The following is a 17,898-nucleotide window of genomic DNA, read 5'->3' as shown; positions in this document are numbered from 1 at the left end:
GCTAATAAAAAAAAGAGAATGCACAAGGCATTCCCTTATTCTATTATTTTAGCGAATCCAAGCTCCATCTTTACCTACTCGGTAAGAGCCGATTTTTGTATTAACAGCCATATGGCCATCGCTGTACAGGTAGTACCACTTGTTGTTTACGACAACCCAGCCTGTTTGCATTGCACCGCTGTTGTTTAAGTAATACCACTTGTTACCAACAGAGACCCAACCAGTTTTCATTGCACCGCTGGCATCAAGGAAGTACCATTTACCAGAACTGTATACCCAGTTGGTTTTCATTGCACCGGAAGTTGCATCAAAGAAATACCACTTACCGTTTACAGATGCCCAGTTTGTTGCCATATCACCATTTTTTGCATTGAAGTAGTACCATGTGCCATTTTGGTTCAACCAGTTGGTAACCATTGCACCACTTGCATTTAGGAAATACCATTTGCCGCCGTCAAATACCCAGCCCGTTTGCATTGCACCATCTGTTTTAAGGAAGTACCATTTGCCGCCGTCCCATACCCAGCCTGTTTGCATTGCACCTGATATATTAAGGAAGTACCATTTACCGCCATCGTTAATCCAGCCAGTTTTCATGACACCATTGCCATCAAAGTAGTACCATGTGCCATTATCGTTTAACCAGCCAATCGCGCTACTGCCATCATGTTTTACATAAATCCATTGACCACCTACTTGTACCCAGCCATAAGTTTGGATAGTTAGAGAAAACGGAGATTCATTGCCATTGTTATCAGCCACTACACCATTTAACGTAGTGATCCCTGTTTCATTTAGAAGGTCCTTAATCATAAACATTGGAACAGCAGCGTTTGCAGGAATTGTAATCCCTAGTTTTGCTGCCCAATTTGTTACTTTCTCTTGATTTAAGACTGCTTCCTTGTTAAGGAATTTAACATCTGTTAAATCAGAGTAAAATGCTGAGTTTCTAGCAAAAACAGAAACAGTTGTGGCCGTATCTGAATTTAACTTGATTGATTGGAATAATGCATAATCATCAACACCAGCAATATTTACATGGAATTTGTTATCACCAATTTTTGCTGCCTTTAATTCTTTACCGCTCGCAGTCAAAGATAAACCAGTGACATTTACTGGCGTGCCTTTAGCAAGATTTAATTGTTTAGTAGCTTTTAACACTAAAGTTAAATCTTCTAGTCTATCACCGTAGTCAACTGTGCCAAGTCCTGTAACCTGATTGTTTACCGGATAGAGGAACTCACGCAACGTGCTGATGGCTACACCATCCTGCTGCGGGTCTAAATTACCCAATGCAGCCGCAACAACCAATTCAGCTTTATTATTTACAACGTTAATTTTTGCTTCCGGGAATAGATAAGATATAGTCCCTTTTGCTGAGATTGTCTTAGCACCATTCGGTGTTGTAATCGAAATCTTTTCAACCTTGTCTGTTTCACTTAATTTATTTTGGTTAACAAGTTCATCAATATTAATAATAATTTTGTTATTGGTGCTGTTAACCAAGTAGTCTTTTCCATTAATGGTAATTGATGCAGTATACGTTGATGCCGCCTGCGCCATATGCTGCGGAAGTACTGCTACCAAAAACATGAAAAGAAAACTTGTTATGGCAAGAACTTTTCTCACTTTAATCCCCCTATCATATTTTTCACTAGCTTGCTATGATGCAACAGTCCTATTTTACATAAAACTACCATTTAATACAATAGTTTCATGCGTAATTCGACAAACTTATCAAGAATTCGCCATTGCTTTATTCATTAATGCGGAACGTCTCTGCTTTTTCAAACTAGTATAATGATCTTTTATCGGCATGGCTTCACTAGAACTAAACCCGGCTTGCTGCAGCTCGTTAACAAGTGCATTGTAAATATAATTGAATGAAGCATCTGTACTCGATTCTAGTGTTTTCGCTGCAGAGGTATATTTTGAATAAAAATAGAAATAAGAAACATCCTCTTTATTTGCCTTCTTTGTCTGGTACTCATTTATTGCATAAGATAAAAGCGAATTAAGTTTCCCGTCTGCCTGGCTTTCTAAATCTCTAAAAGACGGTTCATATCTTTTTATAATGGAAGCTGCAGATGGCTTGCTGCTTTCGGATGTGGAGGAATTTGTTTGGTTGTTGCTTTGCTGCGCACTCGTGCCGGCATTTCCTCCTGTTGTATCCCTACCTGCTTCTGACCCGTCAGTTTCTCCACTGTTATTGACAGCGATTAATCCTGATTCCGTGCTCCCTGCAACTTGTCCATTAGCGTTGCTTTTAGAAGGATTGTCAGTGTCCTCCTCACCGGGTAATTTAATGGTGTAATCTCCTTGAACAATTTCCTTCACCTTTTTGTCAGCCGTCTTATATTCTTTAATATTTAAAAAAAAATACAGCGTTCCTCCACCTGCGGCTAGAATTAAAACGAAAACGGTTAACAGAATCTTCCATTTTTTCACTATCTTTCACCCTCTATTTTTCAGTCAATATCCTTATACACATTACCATACTAGTACGAATGGAGGGTATATTTTTTATTATATAGGCAAAATTGACTACAATGCCCCTTCAATATTTTTAAACTGGTTATAAAACATTTGATAATATCGGCCTTGTGCGTTCATTAACACATTATGGCTTCCTTTTTCGACAATTTGCCCGTTGTCAATGACCATGATGGTATCGGCATCGCGAATCGTATTTAACCGGTGGGCAATGATAAAGCTCGTCCGCTCCGCCATCAATTTTAACAAGGCTTCTTGAATATGAAGCTCTGTTCTTGTGTCAATACTGCTCGTGGCCTCATCTAAAATGAGCAAGGCCGGTTTTGCTAAAATCACCCTGGCAATGGCGAGCAGCTGCCGCTGTCCCTGACTTAGGTTGCCGCCATTTTCCGAGAGAACCGTGTCATATTGATTCGGCAGCCGTTTAATAAATACATCAGCATTGGCCATTTTCGCAGCCTGTTCTACCTCATCATCGCTAGCATCCGGTTTCCCGTATTTGATGTTCTCCTTGATTGTTCCTGAAAATAAATAGGTGTCCTGAAGCACAAAGCCAAAGCATCTTCTCAAGCTATCTCTTGTGTAATCGCGAATATCGCGGCCATCGAGCAGGATTCTTCCTTCTGTCACATCGTAAAATCTCGTCAGGAGGTTGACGATCGTCGTTTTTCCGGCTCCTGTTGGACCAACAAGGGCGGTACTGCTGCCGACATTCGCTTCGAAGCTGACATTTTTTAAAATGGGTACGTCCGGACGGTAACCAAAGCTGACATTTTCAAAGACAACATGGCCTTTTGGATTTTCCAAGGGCACTGCGTTTGGCGAATCTGCAGGTTCTTCTTGTTCATCGATAATTTCAAAGACGCGCTCTGCACCGACCACACCAGACTGAAGGATATTAAAAATGTTAGCAAGGTCATTAAGCGGCCTGACAAATTGCCTCGAGTAGGTGATGAAGCTGGCAATCGCGCCAACCGTGATTAAACTTTTGACAGCAAGGATGCCGCCAATGACGGCAACAATGGCAAAGCCCAGATTATTAATGACGTTCATAATCGGCATCAAAAAACCTGACCAAACTTGCGCCTTGAGGCCGACATCACGAAGCTTTGTGTTCACCGTTTCAAACTCTTCGACTACCTTATCCTCATGATTAAAGGCCTTCACAACCTCAATGCCGGAAATCGTTTCTTCAATATGGCCATTCAATTTACCAAGCTGTACTTGCTGATTTTTAAATAAGACACTTGTCCGTTTGGCAATTGTCCGCGTCAGCAGGAAAACTAGCGGTACGGTCACTAAACTCGCCAGTGTCAGCACAGGACTTAACAGTAACATCATGATTAATGACCCGAAGATCACGATCACCCCGGACATTAATTGCGTAGTCGACTGCGAAATCGTGTTGCTGACGTTATCAATATCATTCGACAGCCTGCTCATCAACTCCCCGTGTGTCCGTGAGTCGAAAAAGGAAACCGGCAGCTTTTGCAGTTTCGTAAACAGGGCATCCCTTAGGCGCTTGACCACCCTCCCGGCCACACCGGCCATCAGCCAGCCTTGTAAAAAGGTGAGGGCTGCATCTGCCGCATAAGCGCAAGTTAGAACGATGATCATGATTTCAAGAAATGGAAAGTCTACCTTTCCATTATGAAGACTCATGGCATCAACGGCTTTCCCGATTAGAAACGGGGCGAGGAGCATGAGTACCGAATCAATGATAATAAAGAAAAAGATCAGTGCAAGCATTTTTCGCTCGTTGCCAAAATAGTGCCAAAGACGTTTCAAAGTCCCTTTAAAGTTTTTCGGCTTGACGACAGGGCCCCGAAGACGATGGGCACCGCCAGGCCGGAGGGTTGGAGGGGCTGCTGGTGCCTGTTCTGTTCCTTTCGACATTTACAATACCTCCTTACCCATCTGTGATTGATAGATTTCCTGATAAACCTTACATTCCGTGATTAATTCCGTATGGGTTCCCACCCCAACAAGCTCGCCCTGGTCAAGAACGACAATCTTATCGGCATCGATAATCGAAGTAATCCGCTGGGCAATCAGCAAACAGGTAAGCCCTTTGGCATATTTCTTCAATCCCTCTTTAATTTTTGCCTCGGTTGCGACGTCCACCGCACTTGTACTATCATCTAAGATTAAAATCTCCGGTTTTTTGACTAACGCCCTGGCAATCGAGATCCGCTGCTTCTGTCCGCCGGAAAAATTAACACCACCCTGGCCAATTTGCGTTTGATACCCTTCGGGGGAGGCCGCAATAAAGTCATGGGCACCGGCAATGGCCGCCGCAGCGAGCACATCTTCCTGCTTTGCCTCTTCTTCTCCCCAGCGGATATTGTCTGCGACACTGCCGGTAAACAATATATTCTTTTGCGGCACCATCGCAATCTTATCCCGTAGTTTTTTTGGATTAACAAGTTTAATATCTTGTCCATCTACTTTTATCGTCCCGCTCGTGACATCGTAGAAGCGGGGGATCAGCCCGACGAGCGTGCTTTTCCCTGAACCGGTTGAGCCGATCAACCCAACAGTTTCCCCTGGGAGGATTGTGAGATTGATATTTTTTAGGACAGGCTCACCGCTCGTTCCTTCATAGGAGAAAGAGACATGTTCAAAATCAATGCGGCCTTTTTCAGCATGAGATGGTGGTGCAGTCTCATTTTCCCAGGTAATATCATCATCTTGTAAAAATATTTCGTCAATTCTTCCGGCAGAGGCCTTCGCTCTGACAAACATATTGAAAACCATCGAGACCATCATCAAGGAAAAGAGGATTTGCGTCATATAGTTGATAAAGGCAATGACATGGCCCACTTGAATTTTACCGCTATCAACACCTAAGCCGCCCATCCAAAGGACGACGACGATGCCAAGATTTACCGTGAGCATAATCGCCGGGCTAAATGCTGCCATGAGGCGCCCTGCGGCGATCGATTGGTCCTTAAAATGATCATTTGCCATTGTGAACTTGCCGATTTCAACATCAAAGCGATTGAACGCTTTGACAACGCGAACACCTGATAAGTACTCTCTGATAACAGAGTTCACTCTGTCTAGTGCCTTTTGCACCTTGGAAAAGAGGGGAAACCCTAATCGTAAATTAAAAACGATTAATAGCGCTACAATCGGCACGACAACCGCTAGCACGACTGATAGGTGGAGGTTCAACCGTACCGCCATCACTAGCCCGCCAATGGCCAACAGCGGCGCCTTGACAAAGATGCGCATCAGCCCATTTACAAATACCTGCACTTGGGTGACATCGTTTGTCAGGCGGGTAATTAACGACGCGCGGTCAAACTTATCAAGGTTTTTAAACGAAAGTGCTTGTACCTTTTTAAACAAATCGCTCCTGAGCTCTGTGCCAAAATTTTGCGAAACAATGCTTGCTATTACGCTTCTGATTGAGGCGCTCACTGCACCGAAAGCGGTAATCAGCAGCATCAAACCGCCCATTTTTAAGACATAATTGATATCGCGGCCCGCAACACCTTCATCGATAATTTTTGCCATAATCGTCGGCTGCATCAAATCACTAATCGCCTCAAAGGTGAGAAATAAGACAGCAATGCTAAAAGACTTCCAATACTTCTTTATGTATTTTGCTAAAAACTTCATGGAATTCCCCACCTCGGCTTGTCACAATTCTAATAAGGATATTATAAATTTGTTTTCTCTAAATAAACAATTATTTCGTCACTCAAAATAAAAAAATGGCCCATTTGCTAAAATGGACCATTTGCAAAACTAATTATTAAGCTTGAACGGGGCGGAATTCATGAACCCAGACGCGCATTTGCGGCAGCCACGGCATTCCCGGATGATAGGAAAGAATGGATTGCTTATACTCTTCAACCGTTTCGAAGCCCTCGCGGCGAGCATCATCATCTGTCAGTTCCCCTAAGCTTTGTGAATAAACCTTTTCAACCACGAACTGGCGGCTTTCAAGCGTCATGATTTCGCCTGGGTCGGCATACCTGCCATTTCGGCGGGTCGCTGTTTTTTCTCCTGCGAGCACCTTCTTCACATCGTTTTCCATCGTAACCAAACGCTCAACTGAACAAGTTTTTGGCGGCAAAGTATTGTTTTCATTTTGTGTTGTCATTGATTTCTCCTCCTCTTCGGTTTATTTTTCCATATTAACATTATCGATATAGTTAAATCCAATTCCAAGGATTATTTCCACTGGTATCACCAGCTTACACAACCTGGCCGCCCGTGTCATGGTATTTAAGGATGCCTTCCGCGGCACGGTAGGCTAACGCACCAACCGTATCTGTCGGATTATAGCCGGAGTTGTGCGGGAATGCGGACGCCCCGACCACGAACAAGTTATCGAAGTCCCACATTTGCATATAATTATTCACTGCGGAAGTGGCTGGGTCTGCTCCCATGATGACACCGCCGGTATTGTGGGTTGATTGATAGGTGGTAATATCATATGGCCCTAAGTCTTTCATCGTATCAATATGATCCGCACCCATTTCCTTTAGGACATCTGCACATTTGTCCGCAAGAAACCTTGCCAGCTGGCGGTCCTGTTCCTCAAAGTCAAAGGTAATGCGAATCAGTGGGTCTCCATATGCATCTTTATAGGTTGGATCAAGGTCAAGGAAGTGACGCTTAAACGGCAGGGAAGACCCTTGAGCACCTACCGATAAAAAACGGTTAGCATATTTGACTGACTTTTTCTTGAACTCCTTCCCCCAGGTTGGCTTGCCTCCGGGCACCGGATTGTTTTGAATCGGCCTTAGTCCCGTCTGACTTAGTGAGATCATCCCTCCGTGTAAAAAATTGACATTTGCGTGGTCAAAATTATCACCATTGTAATCATCTATAACCATTCCCAGTGCACCAGCACCGGCAAAGGTACTAAATTCTTTATCATCGAAAAATCCGATTGCATTGCCTTTGATCACCTGATAGGCGTAATTTTTCCCAATCACGCCTGTTCCAGTGTTAGGGTCGTAAGGCTTGCCCACCTCCGACATTAACAGCAGGCGAATATTATTGAATACATAGCTAGTCATAACGACAATATCTGCAGGCTGCTCGATTTCTTCACCCGTGGTAACATCTGTATACATGACACCCGTCACTTTGTCTCCTGTTTTTAAAATCCTTCTTACGTTTGAATGGGTTCTAATTTCAAAATTGCCGGTTTTATTGGCAACAGGAATCACAGTGACAACAGGGTCGGCCTTTGCCCCATATTCGCAGCCAAAGCGCTCGCAATAACCGCAATATTGACAGGCCGCTCGTTTGATCCCATCCGGATTTGTATAGGATTCGGACAGGTTAGCTGACGGCATCATATACGGATGGAGCTTCATTTTTTTCGTGGCCTTCTCGAACATTTCCATTGACGGTGACTTTTTCATTGGCGGGGTTGGATATTTACTTGACCGTTTTCCGGCAAGGGGATTCTCCTCACCCGAAATACCTGCGAGCTTCTCAAATTTGTCATAATACGGCTCCAACTGATCGTACGTAATTCCCCAATCCTGAAGGGCCATATCCGCCGGGATTTTATCTTTTCCATATTTTTCAACCGTTTTACTATAAATTTCAAAGTCGTACGGCAAAAAGCGGAATGTCTGCCCGTTCCAATGGACACCCGCACCGCCTAGGCCATCACCAATTAGAAACGAACCGTATTGCCGCATCGGCAGGGCACGAATATTTTCATTGCCTCTAAACGTAATCGTTTCCTTTGATAGGTCTTGCATCAGCTCATATCGGAGGGCATAGCGTAATTCGTCATGCACCATAAAGTAATCTTCGGTCTTTCTTTCTTTCCCTCTTTCTAATCCAACTACTTTAAGTCCCTTTTTTGTCAGCTCTGAGGCAATAATCCCGCCTGCCCAGCCAACACCAACGATCACAACATCGACTTTTGGCAATTTCCTCGCCATACTTCCACCTTCTTTTTTAAAATAGAAATATATGCAGCTTCCGCTTTTCTTAGTGTCCAGCTCCAGCGCCTAGGGGCTCGGGGTCATAAGCCAATCCGTCAAGAAGGTTAAAGAGCAACCTTCTCGCCGGCTCGTCTTATGCCTGTCGCCCCTGAGCAAGGCGCTTCCGCTTTTCTTAGTGATTCATATGATTTTGAAGACTTTGCGGTTTCACTTTCTTAAATTTCTTATCAATAATATTGGCATATGCCATTTGACTGCCCGGATAGTTTTTCATCTTCCAGCCATCCATATTTTTATTTCCTCCATAGAGCGGATCACTGTAGGCACCTTCTAAGGTGACACTCCTGAGCATTTGGAAAAATCCACTCGGAGAAATGGTCGTGATATTAACTTTGTTTTCCTCAAAGTCTCTTAAGATGGCATCCTGTTCTTCTCCTTTTAGGGCAGTGAAATCCTTTTTATAGACGTCTTTACTGTGGTTTTGAATTTCACGGATGGCAATATCGAAAATATCCCTCCGCTTTAACCTGCCTTGGTAGCCTTGCACTTTTTCTCCTTGAAAAAAGGGGGCCTGCATATATTCCCTGCCATTGAATCCCCATTCACCGGCTAATTGGTGGTCAATAAAAAAGGCCACACCCAATTCTTTTGCACCCGGACCATGATCATCCTTCGGAAAAATCCGCTCTGTTGCCGCATCGACAACCCGAAATTGCTCAGGGGTAAAATACATAAGGGCTTGATTAAAATTGGCAGCCTTCTCTTCTTTATGTTTCTTTGCAGTTCCTAAGGGGAGAATACTTCCTATTACCCCGCCAATTGCAAGACCGCCAACCGTGTAACCCGTGTTTCGAATAAACTTCCTTCTTGATAACGATTCTGGATTTTCTTTGTTTTCTTCAACCAATGTGTGCACCTCCAGATTTTTTTGATAATTATCGTAAAATTTCAGTCATTCCTTTCTTTCGGTTTATTATGTTCCCAAAATAAACCATTCATACTTATAAAAGGAAAGGAAACAATGATAAAAAAAAGGAGGAAAAATAATGAAAAGAAACTGGAAAATCTGTGGTGTACCATTCTTACTATCATTCCTCATTTTGACTGCCTGCTCAGGGCAGCAAGGGGAGAATAGGGTAGGAGCAGCTGAAAACCTTTATGAAAAGTCTTTAAACACGAAGGGAAATGGACATGTACATGGGTCTACGGACTCTCCAAACGTGATTCCAAGTATTGACCGCGCTAAGCAAAAAACAACAAACGCTAACAACCAAACAACTAACGGCGTGGGAACGAATGTGTACAGCCTAATTGGAAGCTCTAGCTTGCATGATGGGGGAATTTCATCGCACCTGGAATCAAGGCTTTCCGGGGAAGGGATCCCGGGGATAAAAGTATTTGTGCTCGATGATACAATTATTCTCGCAAGGGCACAGCAAGAAACAACCTCAACCAGATATGACGAGATGCAGAACAAAGTGTTAAAAAACACTTCCGGACTCTCCGGCAAAGGAAACCTTGATGGGGTCGACCCTTCCAAATTGAATACTGATGATAATTTGGATCGGGCCAAAGAGGTGATGGGGAAGGCCTTTAACGGCCAAGTGCAAATCTTAACAATTACAAACCCAAAGGCATTGCCCTTGATTGATGGAATTAAAGCCAACATTAAATTGGATGCCCCAAACTATCCGTCACTCTCAAGCGACATCCAGACACTTGTGAAAATGGCTAGGGAAAAATAAAAGCGGAAGCGCCCTGGTTAGCGGCGTATGGCCTGGAGCACTCCAACTGAGATAAAGGAAACACGAAGAGCCGGAGGCGATTCGATGTTGACTTATCGTAGGGCGGAGAGCGAAGGACACTAGCCGCTAGGGCGCTGGAGCTGGACAATTATCAAAGTCGAAATTAATTCTCTCTTATCTTTAAAAAAAGACCGAGATCGGTCTTTTTTTTATACGTGTAAATCTCTCTTTTGATAAAAAACATAGGTTACATAGGAAAGCACGGCAATCAAAACGGTAGATATGACAACGAAGACGAAATCCAACCCGCCACCAAACATCACATTTTTGGCTTCAAAGTATTTAAACGGGGTCAAATATTTCAAGCCTTCAATGTGCTCGTTCAAATCAATCGCAATCGATAACATATACGTAAGCAAAAGAATGCCTGTAGCTTGGGATGCAGCTGTTTTTGGTTTCTTTTTTACCGCAGCAAGCGCACTGCCGATTACCATAAACAACAGCTGCAATATAAACATTCCTATCATTAATAGGGCGATATCGCCATTGATTGATTTTCCACCGTTGTATTTGGCGATCAGAATAATCGATGAAAAGTAGGTGACGAGATTAAAAATCACGATGTTCGTGAATGCCGCCGCTAATTTTGCGGTAATGATGGTCGTCCTTGACACAGGCTTTACAAATAGAAACTCAAACGTTTTGTCCCGCTCTTCTTTGGCAATGATGGTGGCGCCAAGCATCGCCGCGTGGATGGTCGCCATTAATAGCAAATAAAGAAACAGTAAGGCATAATAGCCGCCAACCTTCGATAAATCCACGGCACCGAACCCTAGAACTGCTCGTAATGATTGGGGCAGATCGGCCACCAAATCATTGATCGATTGTCCCGATGACGAATACGCATCATATTTTGCCATTCCTGACACCACCATCAGGAATACACCAATGCACCAGAAAATAAGTGATTTTCGATGTGACTTCATTTCTTTTCTAAATATATTCACTTTTGAAACACCCCCATGTTAAACAGCATGAATATCCTTTTTAGCATAAATAACATAACTGGCCGCAATGGCGAAAATGATTATGATGGCACCGGCAATCAAAAAGGACGCTTCAAAGCCGGAGTGTCTAATGATATAAGCGGTGTCAAAGTATTTAAACGGCGAAAAATATCGTTTCGCATCCTCACCAGACGTATCGGCGAGCATGCCGATAAAGTAAAAAGCAAAAACGGTCGCCAGTGACACGGTCAACACGGATTTAATCTTCGGCACAATCACGGAAATAATGATTCCTAACGCCAGAAAAATCAGTTGAATAAAAAACATCGTAAGCGAAAGCATGACAAAAACTTTTAAGCTAAAGTCATCCGTCTTCACTTGAAAGGCCATGATGCTTGCTGCCGCTATATATACAATATTGGTGATGACGATAGAACTGAATGCCGCCACTAGCTTAGCGGTCAAAACCGTTGTCCGGGTAACGGGCTTCGTTAACAGAAAATCCGCCGTTTTCTCACGGACTTCCTTGCTGACAATGCTGGTTCCCAGATTCATCGCTTGGATCGCACCACACAGCGTAATAAACGATAATGGAAAGCAGTAGAAACCCACAATGGTAAAGAAATTCCCCAGGCTAAACCCTAAAGCATTTCTGATCGCCTCCGGATATCCCTCCATAATTTTCTTAAAACCCTCAGCATCCTTTGCAAAAGAGGGATAGAACGACATAAACAGAACAATGATCAACACTAAGGAGAACGACCAGATGATCGTCGACTTCCGATAAGCCTTCAATTCATGTAAAAAGATATTCATAGCTTACTATGCCTCCTTTTCATAATAGTGCATAAAGATCTCCTCAAGGTCCGGCTCCTCAATCCACAGATTGGCGATTTCAATCTCTGCAATCTTTTTCATGACATCATTAATATTTCCTTTAAAAATAAAGCTGGTAACGTTATCGTTAACCGTTAAATTGTTAACACCGCTGAGATTAAAGTAATTCGAGTCAAGGGGCGATTTCGTTTCGATTTTGAACTTTTTATAATTGTTTTCTTGTAAGGTACTAATCTTTTCAACGGTAACAATCTTGCCCTCTTTAATGATGGCAACGCGATTGCATAGTCTTTGCACCTCGCTAAGGATATGCGACGAAAAGAGAATCGTCGCGCCCTTCTTATTCTCTTCTTCAAGGAGTTCAAAGAATTTTTGCTGCATTAATGGGTCGAGACCGCTCGTTGGTTCATCAAGAATAATGAGTTTTGGCTCATGGAGCAGCCCTTGTACAATCCCAACCTTCTTTTTATTTCCCAATGAAAGGTCATCGATTTTTTTATTGAGATCCAGGTCCATGATGTCCGCTAATTCTTTGATTCTCTTACTGCAATCCTTTTTATAAAAACTTGCGGAATATTTTAATAGATCCTTTACCTTCATATTGTCATAATAAAAAACTTCAGACGGCAGGTAGCCGATTTCCTTTTTTATTTCCGGGGCAAATTGAATGCAGTCCTTGCCAAAAATCGTTGCACTGCCGCTGGTGGGGTAAATGAGCGATAATAGCGTTCTGATGGTTGTAGATTTACCAGCACCGTTTGGCCCAATGAAGCCAAAAATCTCCCCTTGTTCGACATGAAAGCTGATGTCAGTGATTCCTCTTGCTTTGCCGTACGTCTTTGTAAGATTTTTGATTTCGATCACATTCATCTTGGAGTGCCCCCTTTATTTATAAAAACATTTGGTGAAAATCTCAAAATAGTCTTCTGCCTCTAAAAATACCTTTTCATAATCAACATGATGCGTTGGTGACAGCTTTGCTTTTAAAAGCTCCTCTTCGCTCAACTTTTCAAAGGTATAGGTTATAATCTTAAGCACCTTTTTGATATCCATGTCATCTCGGAATTTTGAAAAATCAATGCCCTCGTATGCTTTACCAAAATTGGCGTCATTCCATTCTTTTACCCGTTTATCTACCTCGACTTTTACTTCAGTTGAGTCCTCCATATAAGCCTCTTCGATAAATTTGAAGAGGTCCGGATAGGTGGTGAGCAATTCCATTTTGATCATAACTGCCTGCCGAATTCTTGTGAAAAAGTCCTTTTCATTTAGGTTAATTTTTTGATAAAACTGCTCCGCAATAATCTCGTAACAATAATCAAATAAAAATAAAAACAGTTGCTTTTTATTTCCAAAGTAATGAAACAACAGCCCCTTGGAAATACCGGCCTCTTTCACGATTTCATTGGTCGATGCCCGGTCATATCCTTTCTGGGCAAATTCCTTTATAGCGGCATTGATGATTCGATCTTGTTTTTCCTGATCTATGTTGAGAAACTTCGAAAACACTGTGACAGCCCTCCATTTCTTGACGTTGACCATATCAGTCAATATTGATGTTAATGGCATCATTATAATCCCGTTGACCCCACCGGTCAATGGTGTACAATGTATTTTTTTTACAAAAATATGAACTTTATAGTTTGCCTTTTTGGAATGTGCTACGATGTCTGATATTAGGAATGAAAGATTGACAACCTTCGCAAGTCATCGCGGCTTTCGCAAGTAATTGATGTTTATCCTCAAGTAACTTTGCCTTATCCGCAAGTTATTTATGCCTATCCGTAAGTAACTTCGCCTTTCGCAAGTTATTGGCGCTTATCCGCAAGTAATCACTAATCAAGCGGCAAATGACTGCAAAAACGTGTAACCGCTCTCCTATAGTGATAAAATAATCATGAACAAAACAAAAAAGGGGAGTGCGTTATAGGTGAAAAATGAGCTAATTGAAAGATTTACTTCCTATGTAAAGGTGGACACGCAATCGGATGAGAGCAGTGAGACCTGTCCATCAACTGAGGGTCAGTGGACATTGCTGCACATGCTAGAAAAAGAATTAAAACAAGTTGGCATGGATGAAGTAACACTAGATGAAAATGGGTATTTGATGGCGACCTTGCCCGCAAACACCAGCAAAACTGTACCAACGATCGGCTTCCTCGCCCATGTCGACACGGCTACTGACTTCACTGGCAAAAACGTGAATCCGCAAATCGTAGAAAACTATGATGGCGGGGAAATCGTCCTAAACGAGGCGCTAAAGGTAATCATGTCACCGAAAGACTTTCCAAGCCTGCCAGAATATAAGGGCCACACCTTAATTACAACCGACGGCACGACGCTGCTTGGCGCGGACAACAAGGCCGGTGTCACCGAAATCATGACCGCCATGGCCTACCTGATTAAACATCCGGAAATTAAGCACGGTAAGGTCCGCGTTGCGTTCACACCGGATGAGGAAATTGGCAGAGGACCACATAAGTTCGACGTTGCGGCCTACAATGCAAACTATGCCTACACCGTTGACGGCGGTCCGTTAGGGGAGCTCGAATACGAAAGCTTCAATGCTGCAGGGGCCAAAATTACCATCAAAGGCAATAACATTCACCCTGGTTCAGCGAAAAATAAAATGGTCAATTCAATGAAAATTGCAATGGAGTTACATAGCAAACTTCCAGCACAAGAAGTCCCAGAGCATACCGAAGGATACGAAGGCTTTTTCCATCTGCTTTCCTTCAATGGGGATGTCGAGCAAACAAACCTTAACTATATTATCAGGGACCATGACAGGGAGAAATTCAATGCCCGTAAGGCCGACCTCGAGGCCATTGTGAGTGACTTAAAAGAGAAATATGGCCAAGACAAGATCCTGCTTGAATTAAATGACCAGTATTACAACATGAGAGAAAAAATTGAACCGGTTAAAGAGATCGTCGATATCGCCCACCAAGCAATGGTTAATTTGGACATCACTCCGATCACCAAACCAATCCGCGGCGGCACCGACGGCTCACAGCTATCCTATATGGGGCTGCCAACACCGAATATTTTTACCGGCGGCGAAAACTTCCACGGTAAATTTGAATTTATCTCCGTTGATAATATGGTTAAAGCAACCCATACCATCATTGAAATTATCAAACTTACAGAGCAAAAAGCATAAGCTAAAAAAGCTAACCCGAATCAAACTAAGGGTTAGCTTTTTCCATACACAAGGGCTGCACCGCACTGTCTAAGGCTTGCAACCGTCTCCTGCAGCTGTGCCTGCAACTGCACAGCAGACCATTTCCCGCCATTTCCCTGCAAGTCTTTCTGAATAAGCAAAATCATCCAGATCGAAAACACGGCAGCAAACAAATAATACTCCTTCATAAACGCATCACGATCTACCTCAAATTCAATCTGATCCAGATACGAAGATAAGATTCTCTCGCGAAACGAAACCGTCATTTTTTTCGGAAAAAGCGGATGCGACATATCAATCAGATGATACAAATCCCAGTATGGCACATTTAAATGGGTGTGCTCCCAGTCTAAAATCATCAACTGACCCTTCGCCATCGCAAAATTCCCTGAATGTAAGTCGCCGTGAGTCAATACTAGTTTCTCTGAAAATACGAATCTATCAAGCAATGCATAAATCATATCGACAAGATTCCTTTCCATTCCGAGACTTGGCAATAAGCGAAGGAATTCATCCTTCCGCCTACAAATATCCGTAACAATCTCCTTAAACTGCGGTTTCAAACCCACACGTGGTACATCGCCAAGTTTTTCAATCGGCAAGGAATGCCACCAGGCCGCCCATTTGGCCGCACCCAGTGCACTGTCTTCATTAAAGTCATGCGACAATTGACCAAGATCCTCAAGAATCATCCAATTTCTTACAGGCTCATCATTGATCGAATACGAGAGTATTTTTGGAAAAATAGCCGGGAAGAGGGGAAGAACTTGCTCGTGGACCCATACTTCTTTGCCTAACTGGCCATTATTCGTTAATGGCTTAAAAATATAACTTTCTTTAGTGGGAAGATAGAACCTTTCGACAAATCTCCCGTTCATCCCCTGATAAAGGGGTTCTTTTTTCAGGATTAATTCTTCATTTAATGTGCCATCAGGATGGACCATATTAGCAGGCAGTTCCATAGCCCACCACCTATTCCAATAGTTTCGTAGTTAGTAGTAAACATTTCCACCATGACTATAATGCTAACTTCCCATCATGGCAAGAATTTTAGCCTCATTTTTCTCTCCGTCCTGAAGAATCAGGAAGGGGGAACAGTTCGGAGAGTCTTTCCACTTGGCCTGATTCCGTTTTAAAGACAATATGGTCACGAGTGAATTTACGCGGTGTATCGATACCGCAAGCGGCTGCCAGGGCAAAAAGCCCCTGGCGGACATTGATAATATAGTTCATGGCCCGCCATTTCTTTTCCTCCGGGACCAGCGCTTCTTGATGCTTCGGGTCTGTCGTTGTCACGCCTGCCGGGCATTTGCCGGTATGACACTGCATCGCCATGATGCAGCCGCCCGCGATCATAAAACCGCGCGCTGAATTGACGGCATCCGCACCAATGGCCAGTGCAATCGCTATTTTATCGGCAGAAATCAATTTCCCGGAGGCAAAAATCTTCAGCTTATCGCGAACCCCAAACTGATGGGCTTTATCGACAACGGTAATCAAGGCCGGATAAAGGGGAAGCCCCATGCTGTCTGCCATCGACTTATAGGTGGCGCCGGTTCCGCCTTCACCGCCATCAACCGTAATAAAATCAGGATAGATGTGCATTCCTTTCATTGCCGCAAACAAGGCATCCAAGTTTGACCCGTAGCCGACGACGATTTTAATCCCAACGGGTTTCCCGCCTTCATCCTGCAGCCGTTTAATAAACTGGAGCGCTTCGGTTTCGTTATGTAAAAACGAAAAACGATTGGGCGAATTGATGGTTTGGCCCTCCTTCACCTTACGAATTCGTGCCACCTTTGCCGTCACCTTCGAACCTTCCAAATGGCCGCCGCGAATTTTTGCCCCTTGGCCAAATTTGAGTTCAAATGCCTTGATCACCGGCTGCTGTGCATGCTTCCTAAATTCCTCCAGTGAAAAATGACCATCCTCATTCCGAAAACCAAATAACCCCGGACCGATTTGGGCAACCACATCAGCACCGCTTTCTAAGTGCTCAGGAGCTATACCGCCCTCACCTGTATTAATCCAGGATCCACCTGCCATCCTGCTGCCATAGCCGGTGGAAAGGATATAGTTTTCGCCAACCGAACCATACGATGTGGCCGAAGCCCCAAAAGGTCCGTGAAGCATCCAGGGATTTTCCCGTTCGGCACCAACTATAATCGTGTCCTCGTTGGGATAAAGCCAACGGGTAATTTGATCTCCTTCAAGACTCTCACGTCGTGTGAACAAACCCTCATGTTCAATCTTGTATTTCATCGCATGAATTTTTTCTTCGTTGTCCACCCGCAATTCTTCATTCAACAGCGGAAACAAGCCATTGGCGATATAGTAACCTTGTTTTTCAAAGTCCCGCTTTGAGCCAAAGCTGATCAAATCCGTACGATATTTCGCTGAAAAAATGATTCCCAAATAATCGGCACGAGAAAACGGCCCAGTGCCATTATCACTGTCGAACCAATACTGCCTTAACTTCGGCCCCATCATTTCCAGAACGTAGCGCATCCAGCCAAAATAAGGATAGGCGCGAATAATCGAATGCTGCGGCTTCTTTGCCAAATTCCGAAGCCAAAGAAAGAAACAAAGCGGCCCCCCAATAAAGACAAGCAAAAGAAAGATTAAGATCGTTACTACCACTTCCGCATCCCCCTCGTTATTGTTTGAAACCACCACCATCACTTGATTTTTTCCAAAAGCAACTG

Annotated in this window: 15 protein-coding genes; 2 read left to right on the top strand and 13 right to left on the bottom strand. The window is 43.4% G+C overall.

Translation table 11 applies throughout. From position 1 onward, the window contains the following. Positions 1 to 48: 48 nt before the first annotated feature. The 7 genes from ACIQXV_RS07180 to ACIQXV_RS07150 form a co-directional block, all read right to left on the bottom strand. Positions 49 to 1,629 carry a PspC-like choline-binding domain-containing protein gene (locus ACIQXV_RS07180; protein WP_402957326.1) on the bottom strand — a complete coding sequence of 527 codons (1,581 nt, stop codon included), beginning with the start codon at positions 1,627 to 1,629 and terminating at the stop codon, positions 49 to 51. Positions 1,630 to 1,737: 108 nt separating this feature from the next. Then, positions 1,738 to 2,448, bottom strand: coding sequence for a hypothetical protein (locus ACIQXV_RS07175; protein ID WP_402957324.1), 711 nt, complete (start codon positions 2,446 to 2,448; stop codon positions 1,738 to 1,740). Positions 2,449 to 2,544: 96 nt separating this feature from the next. Beyond that, entirely contained in the window at positions 2,545 to 4,389 is a 1,845-nt protein-coding gene (locus ACIQXV_RS07170) for an ABC transporter ATP-binding protein (RefSeq protein WP_402957323.1), read from the bottom strand. Beyond that, positions 4,390 to 6,120 carry an ABC transporter ATP-binding protein gene (locus ACIQXV_RS07165; RefSeq protein ID WP_402957321.1) on the bottom strand — a complete coding sequence of 577 codons (1,731 nt, stop codon included), beginning with the start codon at positions 6,118 to 6,120 and terminating at the stop codon, positions 4,390 to 4,392. A gap of 136 nt (positions 6,121 to 6,256) precedes the next feature. Further along, entirely contained in the window at positions 6,257 to 6,607 is a 351-nt protein-coding gene (locus ACIQXV_RS07160; RefSeq protein ID WP_402957319.1) for an ASCH domain-containing protein, read from the bottom strand. Between the two features lie 94 nt (positions 6,608 to 6,701). After that, a complete protein-coding gene (locus ACIQXV_RS07155) occupies positions 6,702 to 8,417 on the bottom strand; it encodes a GMC family oxidoreductase (RefSeq protein WP_402957317.1) in 1,716 nt (571 codons plus the stop codon). Between the two features lie 175 nt (positions 8,418 to 8,592). Beyond that, positions 8,593 to 9,327 (bottom strand): gluconate 2-dehydrogenase subunit 3 family protein, encoded by a 735-nt coding sequence (locus ACIQXV_RS07150; protein WP_402957315.1) that lies wholly within the window; start codon positions 9,325 to 9,327, stop codon positions 8,593 to 8,595. 139 nt (positions 9,328 to 9,466) lie between these two features. On the opposite strand from ACIQXV_RS07150, the gene ACIQXV_RS07145 reads away from it, so the two are divergent. Next, positions 9,467 to 10,165, top strand: a complete 699-nt coding sequence (locus tag ACIQXV_RS07145) for a hypothetical protein (protein WP_402957314.1) — start codon at positions 9,467 to 9,469, stop codon at positions 10,163 to 10,165. A gap of 209 nt (positions 10,166 to 10,374) precedes the next feature. Here the strand turns inward: ACIQXV_RS07145 and ACIQXV_RS07140 are convergent, their stop codons facing one another. Genes ACIQXV_RS07140 through ACIQXV_RS07125 form a run of 4 tightly spaced genes read right to left on the bottom strand, consistent with a single transcriptional unit; the run spans position 10,375 to position 13,518 of the window. Continuing rightward, on the bottom strand, positions 10,375 to 11,172 hold the full coding sequence (locus ACIQXV_RS07140) for an ABC transporter permease subunit (RefSeq protein WP_402957312.1): 798 nt from the start codon (positions 11,170 to 11,172) through the stop codon (positions 10,375 to 10,377). An 18-nt stretch (positions 11,173 to 11,190) separates the two neighbouring features. After that, positions 11,191 to 11,988, bottom strand: coding sequence for an ABC transporter permease subunit (locus ACIQXV_RS07135; protein WP_402957310.1), 798 nt, complete (start codon positions 11,986 to 11,988; stop codon positions 11,191 to 11,193). Positions 11,989 to 11,994: 6 nt separating this feature from the next. Further along, entirely contained in the window at positions 11,995 to 12,879 is an 885-nt protein-coding gene (locus ACIQXV_RS07130) for an ABC transporter ATP-binding protein (RefSeq protein WP_402957308.1), read from the bottom strand. A 15-nt stretch (positions 12,880 to 12,894) separates the two neighbouring features. Next, positions 12,895 to 13,518, bottom strand: a complete 624-nt coding sequence (locus ACIQXV_RS07125; protein WP_402957306.1) for a TetR/AcrR family transcriptional regulator — start codon at positions 13,516 to 13,518, stop codon at positions 12,895 to 12,897. Between the two features lie 421 nt (positions 13,519 to 13,939). Between ACIQXV_RS07125 and pepT the strand changes: the two genes are divergently transcribed. Further along, the gene (pepT, locus tag ACIQXV_RS07120; protein ID WP_402957304.1) at positions 13,940 to 15,172 is read left to right on the top strand and encodes a peptidase T; all 1,233 of its coding nucleotides are present in this window, start codon (positions 13,940 to 13,942) and stop codon (positions 15,170 to 15,172) included. A 32-nt stretch (positions 15,173 to 15,204) separates the two neighbouring features. Here pepT and ACIQXV_RS07115 read toward each other — a convergent pair whose 3' ends face one another. Together ACIQXV_RS07115 and ACIQXV_RS07110 are read right to left on the bottom strand one after the other, a co-directional pair. Next, entirely contained in the window at positions 15,205 to 16,155 is a 951-nt protein-coding gene (locus ACIQXV_RS07115) for a phosphotransferase family protein (RefSeq protein WP_402957302.1), read from the bottom strand. Between the two features lie 94 nt (positions 16,156 to 16,249). Next, entirely contained in the window at positions 16,250 to 17,872 is a 1,623-nt protein-coding gene (locus ACIQXV_RS07110) for a glutamate synthase-related protein (protein WP_402957715.1), read from the bottom strand. Positions 17,873 to 17,898 lie beyond the last annotated feature (26 nt).

Origin of the sequence: Neobacillus sp. NPDC097160, from assembly GCF_044762155.1 — a bacterium.
Classification (GTDB): Bacteria; Bacillota; Bacilli; order Bacillales; family Cytobacillaceae; genus Neobacillus.
The sequence above is the reverse complement of the archived record's forward strand: the minus strand, read 5'-3'. Positions and strand labels throughout refer to the sequence as shown.

Coding starts and splice junctions, on each gene's coding strand:
- ACIQXV_RS07170 (WP_402957323.1), bottom strand. CDS start 4,389: ATGTCGAAAGGAACAGAACAGGCACCAGCAGCCCCTCCAACCCTCCGG.
- ACIQXV_RS07165 (WP_402957321.1), bottom strand. CDS start 6,120: ATGAAGTTTTTAGCAAAATACATAAAGAAGTATTGGAAGTCTTTTAGC.
- ACIQXV_RS07160 (WP_402957319.1), bottom strand. CDS start 6,607: ATGACAACACAAAATGAAAACAATACTTTGCCGCCAAAAACTTGTTCA.
- ACIQXV_RS07155 (WP_402957317.1), bottom strand. CDS start 8,417: ATGGCGAGGAAATTGCCAAAAGTCGATGTTGTGATCGTTGGTGTTGGC.
- ACIQXV_RS07145 (WP_402957314.1), top strand. CDS start 9,467: ATGAAAAGAAACTGGAAAATCTGTGGTGTACCATTCTTACTATCATTC.
- ACIQXV_RS07135 (WP_402957310.1), bottom strand. CDS start 11,988: ATGAATATCTTTTTACATGAATTGAAGGCTTATCGGAAGTCGACGATC.
- ACIQXV_RS07130 (WP_402957308.1), bottom strand. CDS start 12,879: ATGAATGTGATCGAAATCAAAAATCTTACAAAGACGTACGGCAAAGCA.
- ACIQXV_RS07115 (WP_402957302.1), bottom strand. CDS start 16,155: ATGGAACTGCCTGCTAATATGGTCCATCCTGATGGCACATTAAATGAA.
- ACIQXV_RS07110 (WP_402957715.1), bottom strand. CDS start 17,872: ATGGTGGTGGTTTCAAACAATAACGAGGGGGATGCGGAAGTGGTAGTA.